The organism is Paenibacillus sp. MDMC362, from assembly GCF_003269305.1.
Classification (GTDB): Bacteria; Bacillota; Bacilli; order Paenibacillales; family Paenibacillaceae; genus Paenibacillus_AQ.
In genome coordinates, this window is sequence record NZ_QLYT01000029.1 from 85182 (window position 1) to 105927 (window position 20746).

At 53.1% G+C, this 20746-nt stretch carries 10 protein-coding genes; 7 read left to right on the plus strand and 3 right to left on the minus strand.

Annotated elements, in window-relative coordinates; genetic code table 11:
• The first annotated feature begins 87 nt into the window (after positions 1-87).
• From DP091_RS15275 to DP091_RS15300, 6 genes are all read left to right on the plus strand, one after another.
• Entirely contained in the window at positions 88-1620 is a 1533-nt protein-coding gene (locus DP091_RS15275) for an ABC transporter ATP-binding protein (RefSeq protein ID WP_113059101.1), read from the plus strand.
• A complete protein-coding gene (locus DP091_RS15280) occupies positions 1613-2668 on the plus strand; it encodes an ABC transporter permease (RefSeq protein WP_113059102.1) in 1056 nt (351 codons plus the stop codon). The genes DP091_RS15275 and DP091_RS15280 overlap by 8 nt, the downstream gene beginning before the upstream one ends.
• Positions 2669-2674: 6 nt before the next feature.
• Positions 2675-3628, plus strand: a complete 954-nt coding sequence (locus DP091_RS15285; RefSeq protein ID WP_113059103.1) for an ABC transporter permease — start codon at positions 2675-2677, stop codon at positions 3626-3628.
• 182 nt (positions 3629-3810) lie between these two features.
• Positions 3811-10077 (plus strand): 5'-nucleotidase C-terminal domain-containing protein, encoded by a 6267-nt coding sequence (locus DP091_RS15290; protein WP_113059104.1) that lies wholly within the window; start codon positions 3811-3813, stop codon positions 10075-10077.
• Positions 10078-10505: 428 nt separating this feature from the next.
• On the plus strand, positions 10506-10994 hold the full coding sequence (locus DP091_RS15295) for an RNA polymerase sigma factor (RefSeq protein ID WP_113059105.1): 489 nt from the start codon (positions 10506-10508) through the stop codon (positions 10992-10994).
• Between the two features lie 68 nt (positions 10995-11062).
• Entirely contained in the window at positions 11063-11980 is a 918-nt protein-coding gene (locus tag DP091_RS15300; protein WP_258394536.1) for a hypothetical protein, read from the plus strand.
• 137 nt (positions 11981-12117) lie between these two features.
• Here DP091_RS15300 and DP091_RS15305 read toward each other — a convergent pair whose 3' ends face one another.
• Complete coding sequence (locus DP091_RS15305; protein ID WP_258394537.1) at positions 12118-12369, minus strand: helix-turn-helix transcriptional regulator; 252 nt, start codon at positions 12367-12369, stop codon at positions 12118-12120.
• Positions 12370-12470: 101 nt separating this feature from the next.
• The gene (locus DP091_RS15310; protein WP_113059107.1) at positions 12471-14387 is read right to left on the minus strand and encodes a beta-N-acetylhexosaminidase; all 1917 of its coding nucleotides are present in this window, start codon (positions 14385-14387) and stop codon (positions 12471-12473) included.
• Between the two features lie 388 nt (positions 14388-14775).
• Here DP091_RS15310 and DP091_RS15315 point away from each other — a divergent pair, with 388 nt between their 5' ends.
• Positions 14776-19734: a pullulanase gene (locus DP091_RS15315; RefSeq protein WP_113059108.1), complete on the plus strand. Its 4959-nt coding sequence runs from the start codon at positions 14776-14778 to the stop codon at positions 19732-19734.
• A 217-nt stretch (positions 19735-19951) separates the two neighbouring features.
• Here DP091_RS15315 and DP091_RS15320 read toward each other — a convergent pair whose 3' ends face one another.
• Entirely contained in the window at positions 19952-20728 is a 777-nt protein-coding gene (locus tag DP091_RS15320; protein WP_113059109.1) for a PHP domain-containing protein, read from the minus strand.
• Positions 20729-20746: the final 18 nt, after the last annotated feature.

Sequence of the window (20746 nt, forward strand, 5' to 3'; positions counted from 1 at the left end):
GTTTGGAAGTGAGTCGCTCCGCGTTTTTTTAAAACAATTTATGCATAGGAAGATATTCAACACAAAAGAAGGAGAGGACCCAAAACCATGGACTATGTTGTCGAGATGGTGGGCATCCGCAAGGAATTTCCCGGGATCGTAGCCAATGACGATATTACGATTCGGCTGAAAAAAGGCGAGATTCATGCGCTGCTCGGTGAGAACGGGGCGGGCAAGTCCACTCTGATGAGTATCCTGTTTGGCATGTATCAGCCTGACCGTGGCATAATCAAAGTCAACGGCAGGGACGTGCGGATCTCGAATCCGAATGTCGCGAACAAACTCGGAATCGGGATGGTGCATCAGCATTTTAAATTGGTCGAGCCATTTACCGTGACCGAGAATATTATTCTGGGCAGCGAGACGCGCAAGTACTTTTTCGGCTTGGATGTGAGATCGGCTGCCAAACGGGTCGAGGAACTGTCCAAGCGATACGGCCTCAACGTAGACCCTTATGCCAAAATCGAGGATATCTCGGTCGGGATGCAGCAGAGAGTGGAAATTCTCAAAATGCTGTACCGCGACGCGGAAGTGCTCATATTCGACGAGCCGACCGCGGTCCTGACCCCTCAGGAAATCGAAGATTTGCAGGGCATTATGAAAAACCTGGTCAATGAAGGCAAATCGATCATTCTGATCACCCATAAATTGAAAGAAATTAAAGCGGTTGCGGACCGCTGCACCGTCATCCGCCGAGGCAAGACGATCGGCACCGTGGAAGTGGCAGACACGAGCCGCGAGGCTATGGCCGAAATGATGGTGGGCCGCAGCGTCTCCTTTAAGGTGGATAAGCAGGAGAGCCGCCCGGGCAAGACCGTTCTCGAGATTAAATCGCTTACGGTCAAGAACAGCAAGAAAGTCGATGCGCTCAAAGGCTTTAGTCTGGACCTGCATGCCGGGGAGATTGTGGGTATTGCAGGCGTGGATGGTAACGGTCAATCGGAACTGATCGAAGCCATTACCGGACTTCGCGAGGCCGAGAGCGGAACGGTGAGCTTGAATGGTAAAACGCTCAACGGTCTATCTGTCCGTCAACGGAATGAAAGCGGAATCGGCCACATTCCGGAGGACCGTCAAAAGAGGGGACTCGTGCTGGATTATACCATTGAAGAGAATTTGATCCTCGAGGTGTACAACCGCCCACCGTATTCCAAGAACGGGCTGCTGCAGCCAGCAGCGATCCGCAAGCATGCGGAGCATATCATTCAGAGCTTTGATGTGCGTTCCGGAACGGGCGGCCGGTCGATCGTGCGTTCGATGTCCGGCGGTAACCAGCAAAAAGCAATCATCGGCCGTGAGGTAGAGCGCGATCCGGATCTGCTTATTGCCGTTCAGCCGACCCGGGGCCTTGACGTAGGCTCGATTGAATATATTCACCGTCGTCTGATCGAACAGCGGGATAAGGGGAAAGCCGTTCTACTGGTTTCCCTGGAGCTTGATGAAGTTCTGAATTTGTCGGACCGCATTGCCGTTATCAATAACGGTGAACTGGTAGGTATCGTTAAAACCTCCGAAACGAACGAAAGAGAGCTCGGACTGATGATGGCCGGGTATCAAAAAGAGGAGGCACCACATGAATAACAGCGTAAAATCGTTGCTTGCCGTCCTGTTCGGACTTATTGCGGGGGCACTGCTTATGGCGCTGACCGGACATAATCCGGTAGAAGGGTATAAGTATCTCATCCAGGGTGGACTCAAGAACCCGGAGCGGATCGGGAATACGCTGGCGACGGCGACTCCGCTCATCTTGACCGGCTTGTCCGTGGCCTTTGCCTTCCGTACCGGACTGTTTAATATCGGTGCCGCGGGCCAGATGCTGTTCGGTGGCTTTTGCGCGACGGCTGTCGGCCTCTCGCTGGACCTGCCGCGGGCTCTGCTCCTGTTGATCATGGTACTGGTCGGGTTTATCGGCGGTGCGCTATGGGCGGTTGTCCCCGGTTTCCTGAAGGCTAAATATAACGTACATGAGGTCGTATCCACGATCATGATGAACTGGACCGCCTACTGGACCGTTTATTATGTCATTCCGGGTTATTTCAAAGGGGCGAGTCTGGAGACGGAATCGCGTCAGCTTCCGCCGGAAGCCATGCTGCATCAGCAGTGGCTCAGCGATATGTTCCAAGGCTCCTATGTCAATCTGGGCTTTTTTATCGCGGTCATTGCTGTTCTGGTCATCGCTTTCCTTATTAACAAAACAACGCTCGGATACGAATTGAAGGCGGTCGGATTCAACCGACACGCTTCCGAATATGCGGGTATCGCTGTCAAGCGCAGCATCGTGCTGTCCATGTTCATCTCCGGCGGCCTCGCGGGCCTCGCGGGTGTTGCACAGTATGCGGGGAATGCCTCCAGCATGCAGATCGGCATTCTGCCGAGCCAGGGATTTGACGGGATTGCCGTCGCTCTGCTCGGAATCAACGCACCTATCGGTGTTTTGGTATCGGCGCTGTTCTTCGGGATTCTCTACTCGGGCAGAGGGTTTATGAATGCCATGACGGAGATTCCGCCGGAAATCGCCGATTCGATTATCGCCATCATTATCTATTTTGCGGCAACCAGCATCTTGATCGAACGACTATACCGTAAATTGAAGCTGCGTCGCGCGGCTAATAAAAAGCAGGGGGAGTAAGGACATATGTGGACAACGATTGAACAGATTTTTCCGTATGCCATCGCTTACACGATCCCGCTTTTGATTACCGCCCTGGGCGCGCTGTTCAGTGAACGAAGCGGGGTCGTCAATATCGGCCTTGACGGCTTGATGATTGTCGGTTCTTTCATCGGTGCCTTTGTCATATTCAAAATGCAGGCCCAATGGCCCGGCCAATCGTGGGTACTATGGGTAGGACTGTTGGCAGCGGCGGCAGCGAGTGCGCTATTCTCGCTATTGCATGCCTTTGCCAGCATCAACCTTAGTGCCAACCAGATTATAAGCGGTACGGCGATCAATATGATCGCGGGTGCCCTGACGATTTTCCTTGCCCGTAACATTACAGGGAGCGGCAAGATCAGCATCACGAATGGTTTTGCACCGTTTGATGTGCCCGTGCTGTCTAAGATACCGGTTATTGGGGATTTGTTCTTTACCAAAACCTATGCAACAACCTGGCTTGTTCTGTTAGTGCTAGTGCTCAGCGCACTGTTACTGTACAAAACGCCGTTCGGTCTGCGACTCCGGTCCTGCGGCGAGCATCCGCACGCGGCCGAAGCAGCAGGTATTAAGGTGCAGTCCATGCGGTATGTCGGCGTCATGATCTCGGGTGCTTTTTCCGGACTCGGGGGAGCTGCCATTCTGTTGACGTACTCCGGCGAATTTACGGGGAACGTGGCAGGACTCGGGTTCCTGGCTCTGGCTTCCCTCATATTCGGACAATGGAAGCCGCTCGGCATCCTGCTGGCCACCTTGTTCTTCGGATTTGCCACGACGGTAGCCAACGTATCACAGGTCATTCCGTCTTTGGCGGTAATCCCGCCGGTCATCCTCAAGATTTTCCCTTATGTGGTCACACTGATCGCGCTCGTGATATTCTCCAAATCCTCGAATGCGCCGAAAGCCGTAGGGGAGCCGTTCGATTCAGGTAAACGGTAACGTATTGCGCAAGTCGATGTAAGTCAAATAGAACCTCTGATATGCCTATCCAGCTTTGGGTTTAGGTCTATCGGAGGTTTTTTTACATCTAGCATACTTTAGGTTAGAACTCCCAAAACATATCTGGTATATATAGTAAATAAGGTAAGAAAATTTAATAGAATAGAGGAGTGAAAACCTGAATGCGCATTCGATTACATCGGTGCCAAAGGCCGTTAAGCATGCTTCTGGCAATCGTGATGCTTCTGAGTATCATCGTTCCTTTCAGCCCTGTGAAGGTGGCGGAGGCTTCCCCCCGGCATGACCAGGTTGTGATCAGCCAGGTGTACGGTGGAGGCGGGAATAGCGGGGCCACGTATACGCATGATTTTATCGAATTGTTCAATCCGACAGGCAGTCCGATCGACCTGACAGGCTGGAAGGTACGTTATGCAAGCGCTAGCACAGGTGCTTTTAACAACACGACCTCTTTAACTGGAACCATTGAGCCTTATGCCTATTATTTAATCCAAAACAGTGGTGGCACGACGGGTGCTATTCTCCCGACACCTGATTTTCAAGGATCATTGAGCTTAGGCGGCTCTAACGGCATAGTGGACCTGGTGAACACTGCGGGCGACCGCATCGATCTTGTTGGCTATGGAACTGCGAAATTATTCGAAGGCTCGCCGACAGCAGCTTTATCCAACAGCACGGCTGCGATCCGCAAGGAATTGACCGTTGGTCAAAATGATCGCGGCCTCGACACGGATAACAATGCGGCGGATTTCACAGTTACCACACCGGAACCTCGGAACAGCTCGAGTCCAGCCACGCCGGTCACGCCTGGCTCGGGCTTGGGAGCCGTAACGGCCAATCCGGAGCCTAATGCCTGGCCTGCCGGAACGGAGGTTACGCTGAATCCGCCTACGGTGGGCGCTTCCGTATATGCGGATGTGTATCTGTCCAGTGGAAATTCGGGATATCAGCTCGTGAATGGCCCGATCGAGATTAACGAGCCTACGCGGGTGGATGCCTATGCAGTCCAGGATGGTTTACCGGATGGACCGGTCTCCTCGTTCCAATATGATATTTTAACGCAAACGTCCGTCGCTGAAGCCCGCAGCAAGGCAAAAGGCGAGCATGTGTGGACGGAAGGCATTATTACCCATATCGAAGGCAGAGAGACCTACATTCAAGATGACACGGCCGGTATCGTGCTCTATGATTACCCGCTTAATGCCAGCGTTGGCGACCGGGTGAGCGTGGCCGGCGTGATGGAGATTTACAACAATCTTCAGGAGATCAAACCGCATGCCTTGCTGCCGTATGATGTAACGGGCGCAAATGCAGGAGTGCCGCAGGCTCTTCAAATCACCGGAGCTGATCTATCTGCAGCTTCGGGAGAGACTTATGAAGCGCGACTTGTCTACCTGGACGATGTCACCATCAAGTCCGAAAACAGACCTGGGGAATATACGGCCGAGCAAGGCGGTCATGAATTCATTATCTATTCCGGATTGTCCAAGCTGAAGACGGTGAAGACCTTCAGCCGCGTCACGGGTGTGGTGAAGCAGTTCGGCAACATCTATGAGTTAATTCCTTTAGGCGAGAATGCCTTAATCGAGGACATGTTCTCCGTGATTGCTAGTCCGGGTGCCGGACCGATAATCATTGGAGGGACGGTGACGCTGTCCAGCCCTACGCAAGGGGCAAGCATCTATTATACGCTTGACGGGTCAGTCCCGACGACAGCGAGTACACAGTACAGCTCGCCGATTCAAATAGACCGTGACACGACCATCAAAGCGATCGTTGTCTCGGGGGCGAATGAGAGCAAGGTATACGAATTTGCTTACAAAGCGACACAGCAGCCGCGTATCGCGGATATCCAAGGCGAGGACCATACTTCGCCGTATACCGGACAGACGGTAACCGATATTGAAGGTGTTGTAACCCAATACGGTTACACGTTCTCTAACGGCAATATCAAGGGATTCTATATCCAGGATCCGAAGCCGGATTCCAATCCGGATACCTCGGATGCGATTTTTGTGTATTCCACGGATCCAAGCCGGCCTCAAATCGGAGATCTGGTGAGTGTAACCGGAAAAGTGGCCGAGTTTAACGAGGGAAGCTCCAGCAACCTGACCTCTACTCAAATCGAGCTGCAGTCCATCAAGAATCTGGGTCAGGGTCAACAACTGCCGGACCCTGTTACCTTAGGTAAAGGCGGGCGCCCGATTCCTGCCGCCATTATCGATAATGACAGCATGACAACGTTCGATCCGGAGGAAGATGCCATCGACTTCTACGAATCTCTGGAAGGCATGCTGGTCAGACTTCCGCAGCCAACGATCATTAGTCCGTATTGGACAAGCGGCGGTACCTACAACATTGCGACCCGTGTCGAGAACGATATCGCGGATGTCATTACGCCAGCCGGCGGGCTGGTTCTGAAAGAGAACGGTAATTTCAACCCGCAGCGTCTCCTGATTGCTTACGGCAATCCGGGACAAGAAGTGGGCACCGGCGATACATTTGCCGATGATGTGATCGGCGTAATCGGTTATAACAGTGGCAATTTCAAGGTGATTCCGGCTAAAGGCGAATTGCCTGCAATCCACAGCAGCTCTTTTAAGCAAGAGGTATCCACGCTCGACGTGAAAGACGAACAGCTCAGAGTAGCGACGTATAATATCGAAAATTTCTATCCGGGCGTAAGTTCCGCCAAAATCAACAAGCTGGCGGAGTCAATCGTAAACAACATCAAGTCTCCGGATATTATTGGTCTTGTCGAAGTACAGGATAACAACGGGGAGCAGAACAACGGAACTACCGCGGCAGATCAAAGCTACCAGACCTTGATTAACGCCATCAAGGCAGTCGGCGGACCAACCTACAGCTTTACCGATATTGATCCGGTGAATAATAACGACGGGGGAGCGCCGGGAGCGAACATACGGGTCGGATTCCTCTATAACACCGATCGTGTCCAGTTATCGGACAGTGTAAACGGCAAGAAGGGATCACCGATTGAATCGGTGGCGTATGATGGGGCAAAGGATCAGCTGACTCTGAATCCGGGCCGAATCGAACCGCTGAACCCTGCATTCAACGCATCGCGTAAACCTTTGGCCGCGCAGTTCGAATTCCAAGGAGAAAAAGTGATTGTCATTGCGAATCATTTTAACTCGAAATCCGGAGACCAAGGACCTTTCGGCAATACCCAGCCGCCGGTTCTCTCCAGCGAAACGCAGCGCCATCAGATTGCAGCGGTTGTGAACAGATTCGTGAAAAGCGTTGTGTCTGCTAACCCTGACGCTAACGTCGTCGTTCTGGGAGATTTGAATGATTTCCAATTTACCGAGACGGCGGACATTTTGAAAGGCAACGAATTGGACAATCTGATCGATACGCTTCCGCCTGAGGAGAGGTATACCTACACGTATGACGGAAACTCGCAGGTGCTGGATCATATTCTCGTCAGCAAGAATTTGACTCGCTCTACGCAAGTCGACATCGTGCATCTGAATGCCGATTTCCCGGCCTCCAAGGGCCGCGTATCGGATCATGATCCCGTCGTCGCCCAGATCGACCTGAAGGAAGAAGCCGTGGACGGCTTCCCGCTGACCATTTTGCATACCAATGACACGCATGCCAATCTGGATACCGTAAGCTCGCCGGATAACATTGCGCGCCGGGTTACGGCAATCAAGGAAGCCAAAGCGAATGCGGTCAACCCTCTGCTCGTGGATGCAGGGGACGTATTCTCCGGCACGCTGTATTTTAATCAATATTTGGGGCTCGCCGATCTGGAGTTCATGAATTTGGTTCAATATGATGCCATGACCTTCGGTAACCATGAGTTCGATAAAGGATCCGAGGTGCTGAACGATTTCATCGAGCATGCGGAATTCCCGTTTGTTTCCTCGAACGTGAATTTTTCGGCCGATGCTTTATTGACCCAGAAATTCAAGAATGAAGTGACCCGGGATGCCAAGGATGCAAGCATCTACCCGGCCATCATCATGGAGGTAGACGGGGAGCAGGTTGGCCTCATTGGACTTACAACCGAAGACACGTCTAACATCGCTTCGCCTGGAGACGTCACCTTTGATGATTCGGTGCAAAAGGCACAAGAAACCGTAGCGATGCTGCAGAAGGAAGGCATCAACAAAATTGTCGTGCTGTCGCATCTCGGATATGACGTGGATGTCAACCTTGCGAAGGAAGTCGAGGGCATCGACATCATCGTGGGCGGTCACAGTCATACCAAGCTGGATGAGGCAGTTGTAGACCGTTCGGACAGCGAACCGAAGCTGATCGTGCAGACGGGTGAAAAAGGCCAATTCTTAGGTCAGCTTGAGGTCGTATTTGACGATGAGGGTGTCCTGCAGGAGTGGGATAGCCAGCTCATTTCGGTTGATGCAAAAGATAGCAATGAGCAGTATGTAATTCAGCCGGATCCCGAAGCCTTGCAAATTCTGAATACCAAATATAAGCCGGGCGTGGAGCAGTTAAAACAAACGGAGGTTGGTACGACAGAAGTGAAGCTGAACGGCGTTCGCGCCGATGTCCGCACGAAGGAAACGAATCTCGGCAATCTGATTGCCGATGGCATGCTGGATGCGGCGCAAGCGGCCGGAACGAATGCGGTCATCGCCCTGCAGAACGGCGGCGGCATCCGCGAATCTATTGAAGCAGGCAAAATCACGATGGGTGACGTCATGACGGTGCTTCCGTTTAACAATGATCTCGTCACGATTACGCTGACGGGAGCCGAGATTAAAGAAGCCATGGAGAACGGGGTTTCCAAGACGCCTGCTGCGGATGGCCGCTTCCCGCATATCGCGGGTATGAAGTTCTTCTATGATTCGACCAAACCGGCCGGGGAGCGGGTGCTTCGCATCGAGGTGAAAGGCAAGAACGGATATGAGCCGATCGACATGAATAAATCGTACGAGGTAGCGACGAACGCATTTACCGCTAAGGGCGGCGATTTCTATGCTTCGCTCGAGAAGGCCTATCTGGAAGGGCGCGTGAACCTGCTTTATAAGCCTGACTATGAAGTATTCTCGAACTATGTGAAAAAAGTAGGCACTATTACGGCCAAGACCTCGGCCGTCGAAGGACGGATTACGGACTTGAAGGGAGCGCCGCTTCCGGGAGGGCCTAATCCAGGAGGGCCGGGAGAGCCTGGACCCGGGAACCCTGGGAACCCGGGTACACCTGGTACTCCAGGACCGACAACGCCTCCCGTAAATCCATCGAACCCTGGGACGACACCACCAGCCGAACCAGGCAAGATCAAGGTTCCGGTTAAAGTGGAGAACGGTGCAGCTGCAGGCAGCGTGCACGGAGCCGCCATGAAGGAAGCTCTGAAACAGCCTGCAGGCGGAAAAGTCACCGTGGAGGTAACCAGCACGCAGCCAATCTCTTCTTCATCTGTTACCATCGAGAATGAAGCGCTGCGTGCATGGCTTGATCAGACAAGCGCGCAGGTGCTGGTGGTAGCAACGCCTTACGGAAGCTATGAGCTTCCGAAGAAGGAGATCGATCTTCAAGCGCTGGCAGCCCAAGCCGGCTCGGACATGAACAGCCTTCAATTGGTGGTTCAGCTTGCTATCGATGCGGATGCCCTTAAATCAGCGGCGTCCAAAGGATATAATGCATTACAAGCTGTGAGCTATACCGTGACGGTGAAGTCCGGTAGTGGCAAGACTGCCACGTTGGAAGCATTCCAATCGTATGTAAAGCGGTCCCTGAATGTCGACAAGTCGCATGCGTTGACGGATATCGCGGTTGTTCGGGTGGACGGAAACGTCATATACACGCCGATTCCATTTAAGGTGAATGGTCAACGAATCGATATCTATAGCCGCACGAACAGCACGTACCTGGTGTTGCAGAACCCGGTAACGTTCCAGGACATCGCGTCGCATTGGTCGAAGGACAACGTTGAATCGCTTGCGGCCAAAATGATCGTGACCGGGCGAACGGAGCAGACCTTTGTTCCGAACGCTTCGGTCACCCGGGCTGAGTTCGCAGCGCTTGTCGTCCGGGCATTGGGACTTTCTGCAGACGCTGCGTCAGGCAGCTTCCAGGATGTGGATTCATCCGACTGGTATGCCGGAGCAATCCAGGCAGCCGTCAATGCCGATATCATTAACGGCTACACGGACGGCACCTTTAAGCCGAATCGGACGATCACGCGCGAAGAGATGGCCGTGATGGCCTACAACGCGCTGGAGTATGCCGGATACAACCCCGCCGACACGGCAAAAGCCCATTTTGCCGATGCGTCCTCAATCGGTGTTTGGTCTCAGGCAGCGGTGTATGCACTGGCGGGTCTTGATATTCTGAACGGAGATCCGAAGCAGCGCTTCAATCCTAAATCGAATGCCACCCGCGGCGAAAGCGCCGCTGTGCTCCATCGTTTGATGCAGGATTTGACGTATGCCAAATAAACATGTTTATAGCGGCTGGAATGGTTAATGGATTTGTATTTGTGATATACGAGGGGGTCAACAGCAAATCTGCTGAAGAACACTCCAATCGATCAAAATACTGAAAATATAGAAATGGCGGTGCTAGGGATCATCCTTAGCACCGCCATTTTTCGCTTTTTTGGTTCGTTACACCGTTATTTTCGTAAATAGGCCGCACACCCATTTTGTGAAGATGTGGTTTTCCCTTAATTAAATCATTCCAAGAATTTTGGGGACAACAGCGATGGGAGGAACGATTCGTACACGGAGCGTCTCCTAACAGAAAAGGGGGCACGCCAGATCTGAGAGCTTTTGGGACATCTTCTTCTGTATGCCGAAAAATTTAAAATCAAAATGTGACCGATTCACGTCCATAACTGTGTTAAGGGTAAAAGGAGGTCTAGGCGATGCAGATCGATTCGCTCCGGCCGGGCGGAGATATTACGGAAACCTATGAATTATATGGCGATATGCTTTTTAAAATAGCGATGGTGTACCTTGGGAACAAACAGGATGTCGAAGAAGCCATTCAGGAGACGTTCATGAAACTGATATATAAAGCGCCCGACTTCAGGGACCAGGAGCATAAGAAAGCTTGGCTCATTCGGGTGATTACGAACCACTGCAAGAACATGCAAGGGAGCCTGTGGCGCAAGCGGGTAACCAAAATGGAGCATATGAACGATTATTTTGTCGAACCGTCGGAACGGACATTGATGGATAACGTCATGAGTTTGCCGTTCAAGTATAAGTCGGTCATCCATCTGTTTTATTACGAGGATTATTCCGTTAAGGAAATCGCCGGGATCTTGCAGATTAACGAGTCTGCGGTCAAGATGCGTCTTCAGCGCGGCAGGAAGCTGCTGCGCATGGACTTGGAAGGAGAGGACGATTAATGAATCGGAATGACTACAAATCATTGATAGATCGAATCCAACCTGACAGAGGATTGGAGGAGCGGATTATGAAAGGAATGAAACAAAATCAGCGTCAAACGACGAGAATGAACCGAATGGGGGTCGCTGGCGTCACTGCGGCCGTTATGTTGGGGCTGGTGGTAGTGGCTTCGCTGGTATTGAATCTTGAGAAAGAGCCAGCGGACAGCGATATTCCGGTGGTTCAACAAGGAACGGGGGAGAATACCCCGCCGACCGCGAAGGTTGGTCATGATCCGGTAATTATTCCAAAAATCGAGCTTCCGGGCGAGAGCAACGTCAAAGCCGACATGATCGGTTTGGTTGTATACCAAGGCAAGATCTACACCCAAACCGGTACGCAAATTACGCCGGACATCGCCAAGCAGCTGCGGGGCGACAAGCTTGGACGGTCGAAGTCGGGGATTACGGAATGGAGCTCCTCCGATGATTATACGGAGCTTGCTTCGACGATCGGCGAAATGGACATCTTCACGGTGAAGGGATATGACGCCGATTTTAGAATCATGTCCTACATGGAGCACGACGGGGAAATCTACGCCGAATTGTATGAGCATCTAAACGGGGTTACGGTGGCCAAGGGCGAGGATATTATCGGCAAGCTGAATCTGATGGGGAACATGACTTCGGTTCAATGGCAGGATTTCGACAGCTGGAACATGGGCGAGAACAAGCTGCGCGAGCTTTCCGCCGATGCAGAGGTGCAAGCCTTCGTTGAAGCTTTATATGAAGCGAAGCCGATAGCGGCAGAGCCTCTGTTTGAGCAAGGGATTTACGAGACCGGGCCTAGCGAGCAGAAATTTCTGTATATCCAGCTTCAGGACGGGACGGAAGTCCAGTTAAGACTGTTTAAAGGCGGCCAATATGTGCGATATGCCAATGCGCCTGTATTCTTTCAATTGGAAGGCAAGGCATTCACCACGCTGTGGGGGCTGATGGAGGAGTAGGTTGTCCTGTCGTTTATCGCAGCGTAAAAAAGGTGATGTAAAAAGCTAGAGGCTTTCCCTAATGGGATAGCCTCTTTTCGTTGCTGTAAGATCGATAACGGCGATTCCTTTATCATTTATCGTATGGCGGTTCCTTGTTATTCGCTTGTTCTCGATGATGGGCGATTCGCTTTCACGAATGCGCTCGGCGTCATTCCGAAATACCGGGTAAAGGCGCGGGAGAACGTAAACAAATCCGAATAGCCCAGGGATAAAGCGGTCTGCGTGATACTGGTTCCCTGGGCGGATAACAGGCGGGTCGCTTTCTCCATGATCAACTGCTGCATGTAGCGAGACGGAGAGATACCGTATCGGCGGGTAAACGCGCGGGTGAAGTGAATGCGATGCACGCCGGCCCAGAGGGTAAGCTCCTCGCCCCGGCGATTATGCTAAAAAGCCCCGGGAACCGGGGCTTCATCAAGTGTTGTCGATAGGTAAGCAGCTAAGACCCTTAAAAAGGATTCAGCACATGGTAGAACACGTTTGGCGAAGCCATGCGGTAGTAATGGCTGCACCAGCCGACGCCTTTGTGATTATCGCGGTTGGTCGTGCTGAACACCAGCCGTTCCTGCTCAAGCTCCTCGATTCGTGCCGTCCGTCCTTCAACGTATTCCAGAATGCGGAACGATGCGGTGTCCAGGCGGGTGATGACGCCGCCATAACGGATGTCGATGACCTCCCAGCCGAAGGGCTTGAACATCCGGTGCCACTGCGTACGGTGGGCAATGCGCAGTTCTTGCACGGCTTTGGAGATGGCAGGGAGCACGTTCTTGGCCATATGCCTTAAGGTATCGGCGTCCTTGGCATCATAGGCTTGCTTCAGCAGAATGCCAATTTCGCTCTTTCTTTTGAGAACGGCGCTAAGCTTCTCCGGCATCTCGAACAGATAGTCGAGCTCGGCCGTACTATCGCGCTTCGCGCGGAGGTTTTGCTCCAGCTCGGCATAGTGGTTAGAGAGGTCCAGGCCTTCGATCTGTTTGTCGAACATCCCGAGAAGCACGTCCTGATACAGCAAAAATTTCGACGGGTTGCTCTGTTTGGCGTTGTTCGGCTCCTGGCCGGGAATCTCGTCCAGATCCTTCAGCAAGAGGAACGCCTCCATGTCGATGCCCGTACAGAATTTCACCCGTTCCGCCAACTGTGCCGGGGAAGGCTTCTGTGCCGAGTAGGCATGCTCGGCATAAAGCTGCAGACCGAGCAGCGCCGCGAACGGATTTCCTTCGTTGCCGTCATCGCCCCACATCGTGGCGTATACCTCACGGATTCCTTCCTGCTTGCACACTTGAAGCGCAACATTCGAAGCGTTCAGGGACAACCCGTAGTTGACGCCGAATGTGTTAAAGATCCAGACGGCTCCGGCAAACACGAGGTTGCAGCCCAGCGGGCGGTGATTGGCGATCAGCTTCTCATAGTCCTCCGGCTCCATGTGGGTGTAGTCCCAGTACACCATGTCCACATCCTTCGGGATGCGGCGGGCCATATCCTCCGGAATCGAGGTGTCCTTGTCGTAATATGCTGCATCGCCGCCTCCGCGGGCAGCGAGCTTCAGGAACATGTCGCTCCACATCATCGGCTTCAGGCCGCGCTTGCGGACGGCAGCCAGGACTTTGTCCAGATGGGCGATCATAATGTCGAAACGGCTCACATAACCATTGTGATCCAAATACTTACCCCGTCCTAGCTCCTCCGCTTCGTCCATCCCGATATGAATCTTGTTGCTACGGAACGGAGCGCTGGCAGCCTCGATCATCCGTTCAATCAGGGAGTCGGTCTGCTCGCTGCCGACGAGCAGGGCACCCTTCGTATCGCGGTAATGCTTGATGGGCTCCCACTTCAGAAATTCCTCCAGATGCGCCAAGGTTTGGATGCTTGGAAAAGCCTCGATGCCGAATTGATCGGCATAATCGTCCAGCTCTTTCAGCTCCGCCTGCGTGTAGCGGCCGCGCATATAACCGAAATACGGCTCGTCTTTGATCTCATAGGTATCCTCCATGTATAACATCACGCTGTTCATTCCCATCAGCGCCATCTTGTTCAGCATGAGCTTGAAGCTGTCCACGGTCAGCACGGCGTTGCGGGACAGGTCGAACATCGGGCCGATCTGGTCAAATTGCTGACGTTCGTGAAGGTGGAACGAATCGCTTTGGCGGCTGTGTTGAACCAGCAGGCCGAGTCCCCGGAAAAATTGATGTTTTCTTCCGAAACGAATATAGGCGTGGTCTCGGTCCCTGCCGACCTCCAGATTGCCATCGGACAAGGCTACCTCAACGGGGATGCCGTTATCCCCAAGCTCGACCTCAAGCTCATCCAGCAGCAGCTGAATGCCTGGCATAACATCCGTAACAGCGCCCTCGAAACGAAATTTCATATGAAATCCCCCTGCATCCATGATTTTGCGAACATTAAACATTATATCATTATAATGTTTAATGTTATGGGAATCGTCGCGGGAAATCAATCTTTTGTTTGCGAAACTCGCTTGAGCCGCAAAATTCATTGTGAAGACAGGTCAAAAAGTGGTTGACGAGAAGGAGCCACGATACTACAATAAATGATGCAAACGTTTCCATTGTAATCGCTTTCAGAAATATTTTTCTCATTCTATATTTCGAACATATTCTCTAACTATTGTCAGTAATTGTCGTACTTTACTTGATGGGAGCTCAAACCTGTTTATGCAAGCGTTTGCGCAATGATTGGCATCAACATCGTATCAGCTGTACCTAATCCAAGAACAAGAGGAGGCTATTTGTTTCATGAGAATGACGGTTTCAAGCAAACGAACCTGGTCCATCATCATGATTGTTTCGCTGATTTTCTCCATGCTCAGCATTCCGCCATCAACGGCCGATGCCGATAGCGCGCCAAGCCAGGTTACGCTGGTGGGGACTCTGCAATCCGAATTAGGCCATAGCGGGGATTGGGATCCGGCTGCCGCCGCGACAACCATGAACGATATGGGGAACGGAGAATATAGGTTTACCGGCAGCTTGCCCGCGGGATCGTACGAATACAAGATCGCGATCGACGGCAAATGGGAGGAGAATTACGGCTCCGCCCATTATTCCAATCCCAGCGGAGCGGACAAGGACGGCAACATCCTCATAACGCTCGCTCAAGATTCCCAGGTTACCTTTTATTACAATCATGGGACTCACCGGATCGCGGATTCTACATACTACGCTCCGATCGAGGCGGATAAGCTTCCCCGAGTGATCGGCAGCTTCCAATCGGGCATCGGCGAAGCGGCCGACTGGTCGCCTGCGGATGCGAGATTAATCATGCAGGATTCCGATTATGACCATGTATACACGGTGACGGCCGACGTGTACGAAGGGGATCATGAGTACCAAATCGCTTTGGGCAGCGATGCGGCAAGTCCGGTTCACCCCGCTAACCGGGAGGCGCTTCAGCTGCCGCAGGACGTTAAGGTTACGTTCAGCTACGATGCGGCCAATCACGGCGTTGCCGCTCATTTCACGGTACCCGCCGATCCGGGAACGCCGGTGCCGGCTAACCATCTGCGCATCCATTACAACCGGGCTGACGCCAATTACGGCAGCGTCGGGCTGTGGATATTCGATGACGTCGCATCTCCGTCCGCCAACTGGCCGGCAGGCGCAACGCCATTCCCTGGCGGACAGCAGGACGCCTACGGGGCCTTCGTCGACATTCCGCTCAAGGACGGCGCCCAAAAAGTCGGCATCGTCGTTGTCGATCGCATCAGTGGCAATAAAGACGGCGGCGACAAGAAATTCACCCTAGCCTCGCCGGACATGAACGAAGTATGGCTCAAGGAAGGCTCCGATACGGTATACGGGTTTGAGCCAGTTGACCTGCCCGCGGATACCGTGCGCATCCACTATCAAAGGCAGGATGAGAACTATGATCCGTACGGTTTATGGTTATGGGGCGACGATGTCGCTGCGCCTTCGAAAGACTGGCCGACGGGGGCTACCATGTTCCCTTCAGGCCAAACCGACCGATATGGCGCTTATGTGGACGTTCCGATGAAGCCGGGGGCTCAGAAGATTAACTTCCTCGTGCTTGATCCGGCCAAAGGAGACGCCGGCAAAGACGGCGGCGACAAAGGCTTCACGCTCGTAGACCGATACCAGCATCTGTTCATTAAAGAAGGTGACAACACCGTCTACACATCTCCGTATGGGGAGGTGCCTACCGGGTTGGTCTCGGCCGAGGTATTGGCTCCCGGAAAGCTCCAGCTCGGATTTACCATGACCGATGGTTTGGAAGCGGATACGCTGAAGAATGAGCTGCAGATTAAGGATAAGGACGGCCATCCGGTTGCCATTCAAAACGTGAAGGTTACCGGAAACACGACCATCGAAGTATCGGCATCGTTTCAGCTGGATCAATTACCGCTAAGCGTAACCTACGCCGGAAAAACCGTATCCGCCTCCAACGGCTGGAGAATGCTGGATGAGATGTACGCTTACGACGGCGATGACCTCGGAGCGACTTATCAGGCTGGAGGAGCCGAGCTTAATTTGTGGGCACCGACGGCGACCGAAGTCACCGCAAATATGTACAGCAAGGATGATGCTACGCAGTTTATCGGCACAGTCGCCCTTCAAAAGGGTGATAAAGGGGTATGGTCGGTTCAATTGAAACCGGGAGACCTCGGTATCCAAGATTTTAGAGGATACTTTTATCAATACGAAGTGACCAACAACGGCGTGACGAAAACCGTGCTGGATCCATATGCCAAATCCATGGCGCAATTCAGAGTGAACACCAAGGGCGAAGTTGGACCGGACGGCGATACCGTCGGGAAAGCCGCGATCGTCGATTTGAGTCAAACGGATCCCGCCGGATATGATTTTGCGGACATTCCGGGCTACGAGCAGCGGGAAGACGCCATCATTTGGGAGATTCACGTCCGGGATTTCACGTCCGATCCGACGATTGAGAACGACCTGCATAACGCGACTTGGGGATCCTACGACGCGTTCAAAGAGAAGCTCGAATACATCAAATCCCTGGGCGTCACCCATGTTCAGCTGCTGCCCGTGATGGCTTGGTATTACGGTGACGAAGCGGCCATGAAGAACAGGGAGCTGGATTATTCGGCCAAAGACAATGAGTACAACTGGGGGTATGACCCGCACAGCTATTTCTCCCCTGACGGTGCTTACTCCGAGGATCCGACGGATCCCGAGCTTCGCATCAAAGAACTGAAGGCGATGATCAACGCCATTCACGAGGCGGACATGGGCGTCGTATTGGACGTGGTCTACACCCATATGGCCAAGGCTGATTTCTTGAATGATATCGTGCCGAACTATTATGCTTTCCAGGATGCCAACGGCAATTTCATCGGCGGCTTCGGCAACAATCTGGCGACCAACCACAGGATGGCCGAGAAGCTGATGGTGGACTCGGTGAAATATTGGTTCGACGAATACAAAATCGACGGCATGCGCTGGGATATGATGGGCGACGCCACCTACGAAGCCGTGCAGAACGCCTATGATGCCGCTGCAGCCATCAATCCGAAAGCGCTGTTTATCGGCGAGGGCTGGGTCACGTTCGGCGGTCATCTGTCGGATCCCTCCCTGGCAGGCAAGGGTGCGGACCAGAATTGGATGGATAAAACGGACGATGTCGGCGTTTTCTCCGATGAGTTCCGCAACGAGCTGAAATCCGGCTTCGGCAATGAAGGCGAGCCACGATTCATTACGGGCGGCGCGCGCGACATCCAAACCATTTTCAACAATATCAAGGCGCAGCCGAGCAACACGAAGGAAGACGATCCGGGTGACATGGTTCAATACATTGAAGCCCATGATAATTTGCCGCTGTACGACATTATTGCGCAGTCCATCAAAAAGGACCCGTCGATTGCAGCGAATGATCTGGAGATCCACAAGCGCATTCGCCTGGGCAACCTGCTCACCTTGACTTCGCAAGGAACGGCGTTCCTCCATGCAGGACAGGAGTACGGGCGGACCAAGCAATGGCTGGGCCCAGGGGTTCCCGAGCAGAAATACCATGAATTAGAGGACGAGGCAGGAAACCGTTTCGGTTATTTCATCCATGATTCCTATGACTCCTCCGACGCCATCAACATGTTCGATTGGGAGAAGGCGACGGATGAAGCCAAATATCCGGAGAGTAACAAGACGCGGGAATATACGACGGGACTGATCGAGTTAAGAAAATCGTCCGACGCTTTCCGCCTTGGCGATCAGTCGATGGTGAATTCGAACGTTACGCTGCTGCAGATTCCCGAAGTAAAGGCGCAGGATCTGGTCATTGCCTATAAGAATAAAGCGACGGACGGAACCGGCCATTATTATGTGTTCGTTAATGCGGATAGTCAGTCGAGAACGTTGACGCTTAACGATGATCTGAGCTCCGGCACGGTGGTGGTCGATAACGATGAAGCCGGCACGACTGGCGTCAAAGCAAAGTCCGGCTTCACGTTAACCTCCGGCTCGATCACGCTGGAGCCTCTGACGGCCGTTGTGATCAACATGAATGCTAAGATCGATGACGGCGGCAACGGCAGCAACCCTGGCAGCGGAAGCGGAAACGGAAGCGGAGGATCAGGCGGAAATCCGCCTGCCGATCCGGGAACGAAGCCGGATCAGGGTCAGCGGATCGTTAACGAAGAGTCGCTGCGCGGCGAGCAAGAGAAGGTGACGATTCAGCTGGGTGCCCAGGAAATCGAAGTTCTCTTGCCGCTGACGGCAGGGGACATCTTGGGGACGAAGCCGCTGGAACTGAAGCGTGACGGCGTGACGGTACGGCTGCCGTCCGCGCTGCTCAAAGCGCTGCGCCAGCTCGTACCGGCCGAGCAGGCGAAGGATGCGGTCATCTCGTTTAAGTTGGAGGAGGTTGGATCGCAGACGGCTGTCTCTCTCGTAGCCAAAGCAGCGGCTACCGAGAAAGCTAAATTGAAGCAGGGCAGCAAGATGTATGACTTGAGTCTCTCCGTTCGTACGAAAGACGGCAAGGCATATAAGCTGGAACATTTCATAACACCTGTAACGATTGGCTTTGCTGTTGACAGCGCCATTCACCGCAATCTGGGCGGCATCTACCACATCAAGGATACGGGTCAATTGAAGTATGCCGGCGGCAAGCCGGTAAACGGGCAGCTGACGGCTGAAGTGAGCCATTTCAGCTACTACGCCGTGTTGGAATACGACAAATCGTTTGCCGACCTTGCCGGTCATTGGGCGGAGCAGGCGGTAAAAGAGCTGGCAGCCAAGTTTATTGTGAATGGCACCAGCGATACGAAATTCAGTCCGCATCAGCCGCTGACACGCGCGCAGTTCGCTGCGATGCTCGTTCGTGCCCTGGGCCTTGAAAGCACGCAAGATACGACCTTCACGGATGTGGACGGCGATGCATGGTATGCTTCGGGGGTCGCGGCTGCTTTCCAGCACGGGCTGGTGAACGGCAGAGGCAAGGAGACGTTCGCACCGAACGCGGCGATCACCCGCGAGGAGCTGGCTGTCATGCTCTACCGTGCTTACCAGACCAAGGGAGACGCTTCTTCTTTAGAGGAAGCGCCGGACCTGAAAGATAAGCAGCAAATTTCTCCATGGGCACTCCAAGGGGTGAATGAAGCCCTGGCTCTTGGCTTGATGAAGGGGCATGCCAACGGCACGTTTACGCCTCAAGCCAAGACCACCCGTGCGGAAAGCGCGCAAGCCATGCTGAATCTGTTGGACCGACTGCAGTAATTCCGCCCATCCCGCTGATTCGCGCAACGCTGGAATGGGGTTAGAGGGCCGGTTCGGGCGGGAATGGCATGGGATCGAGTCGCAATATAGCAATCTCTCGGAAACGCAAGGAGCCTGGACATGGATACATGACCGGGCTCCTTTTTCGTACATGAATGTGCATGGATAATACTCAGTGGGGGTGCCTTTTGAACTTTGGGATTGTTTCAATCTTTACCTAGATGACGGCAGAGGCGGATTGGAGCCGGATGATCTCCTTCATGAGCTTTTTCAGCATGACGGATGCTTTGACCTTAATCGGCAGGCTGTCCGAGACATGAAGCTGGTAAGCGCCTTGCATAATGGCATCCTTGAGCTCGGCAGCAGACTCGCAAGGCATTTGCAGCTCGTTATAGACGCTTCCGAATTGGAGGCATTGATGCGTATCGCTTCCCGCTGTAACAGGCTTGCCGAGATCGGCAGCGAACCGTTGAACCTGATCTTGATTGGCTTCGCTGCCGTATTGGTACATATCCTTGGCATTGAGATCAAAGGCGTCCAGGCGGCTCAACTGACTGCGGGTGAGATGGTGGAGCGGCGTGCTCTCCCGGAACGGATGGGCACCGATCTTGAGCAGCGGGAAGGCTTCGGCTAAGTCCATCAGGTCATCAAAGGGAATGAAGGAGCCCTTCTCTGTATATCCATCCAGCTGGCGGCGGATCTCCAAAATATACTCTTTCCGGCCGATCAGCAGAATGTGGCCGGTTTCCCGGATGTCCACTTCCATCCCCGGAAAGATTTTCAATCCGCCTGCATCGTAGTATTCGCCATTGCAGGGAAACATCCGGTCAAGCTGCTGGTACACTTCTTCAAAATGACGCGTATTGAAATGCTCGGTCAGAGCGAGCGCATCAAGGCCGTTGTCCAGCGCCTCCCGAATCATCTCCTCATAATAAATTTTTGAGAAATCGGACGCTTTGGACAATTTGGCATGGGTATGAAGATCAATTTTCATATTCGAACACTCCTCGTA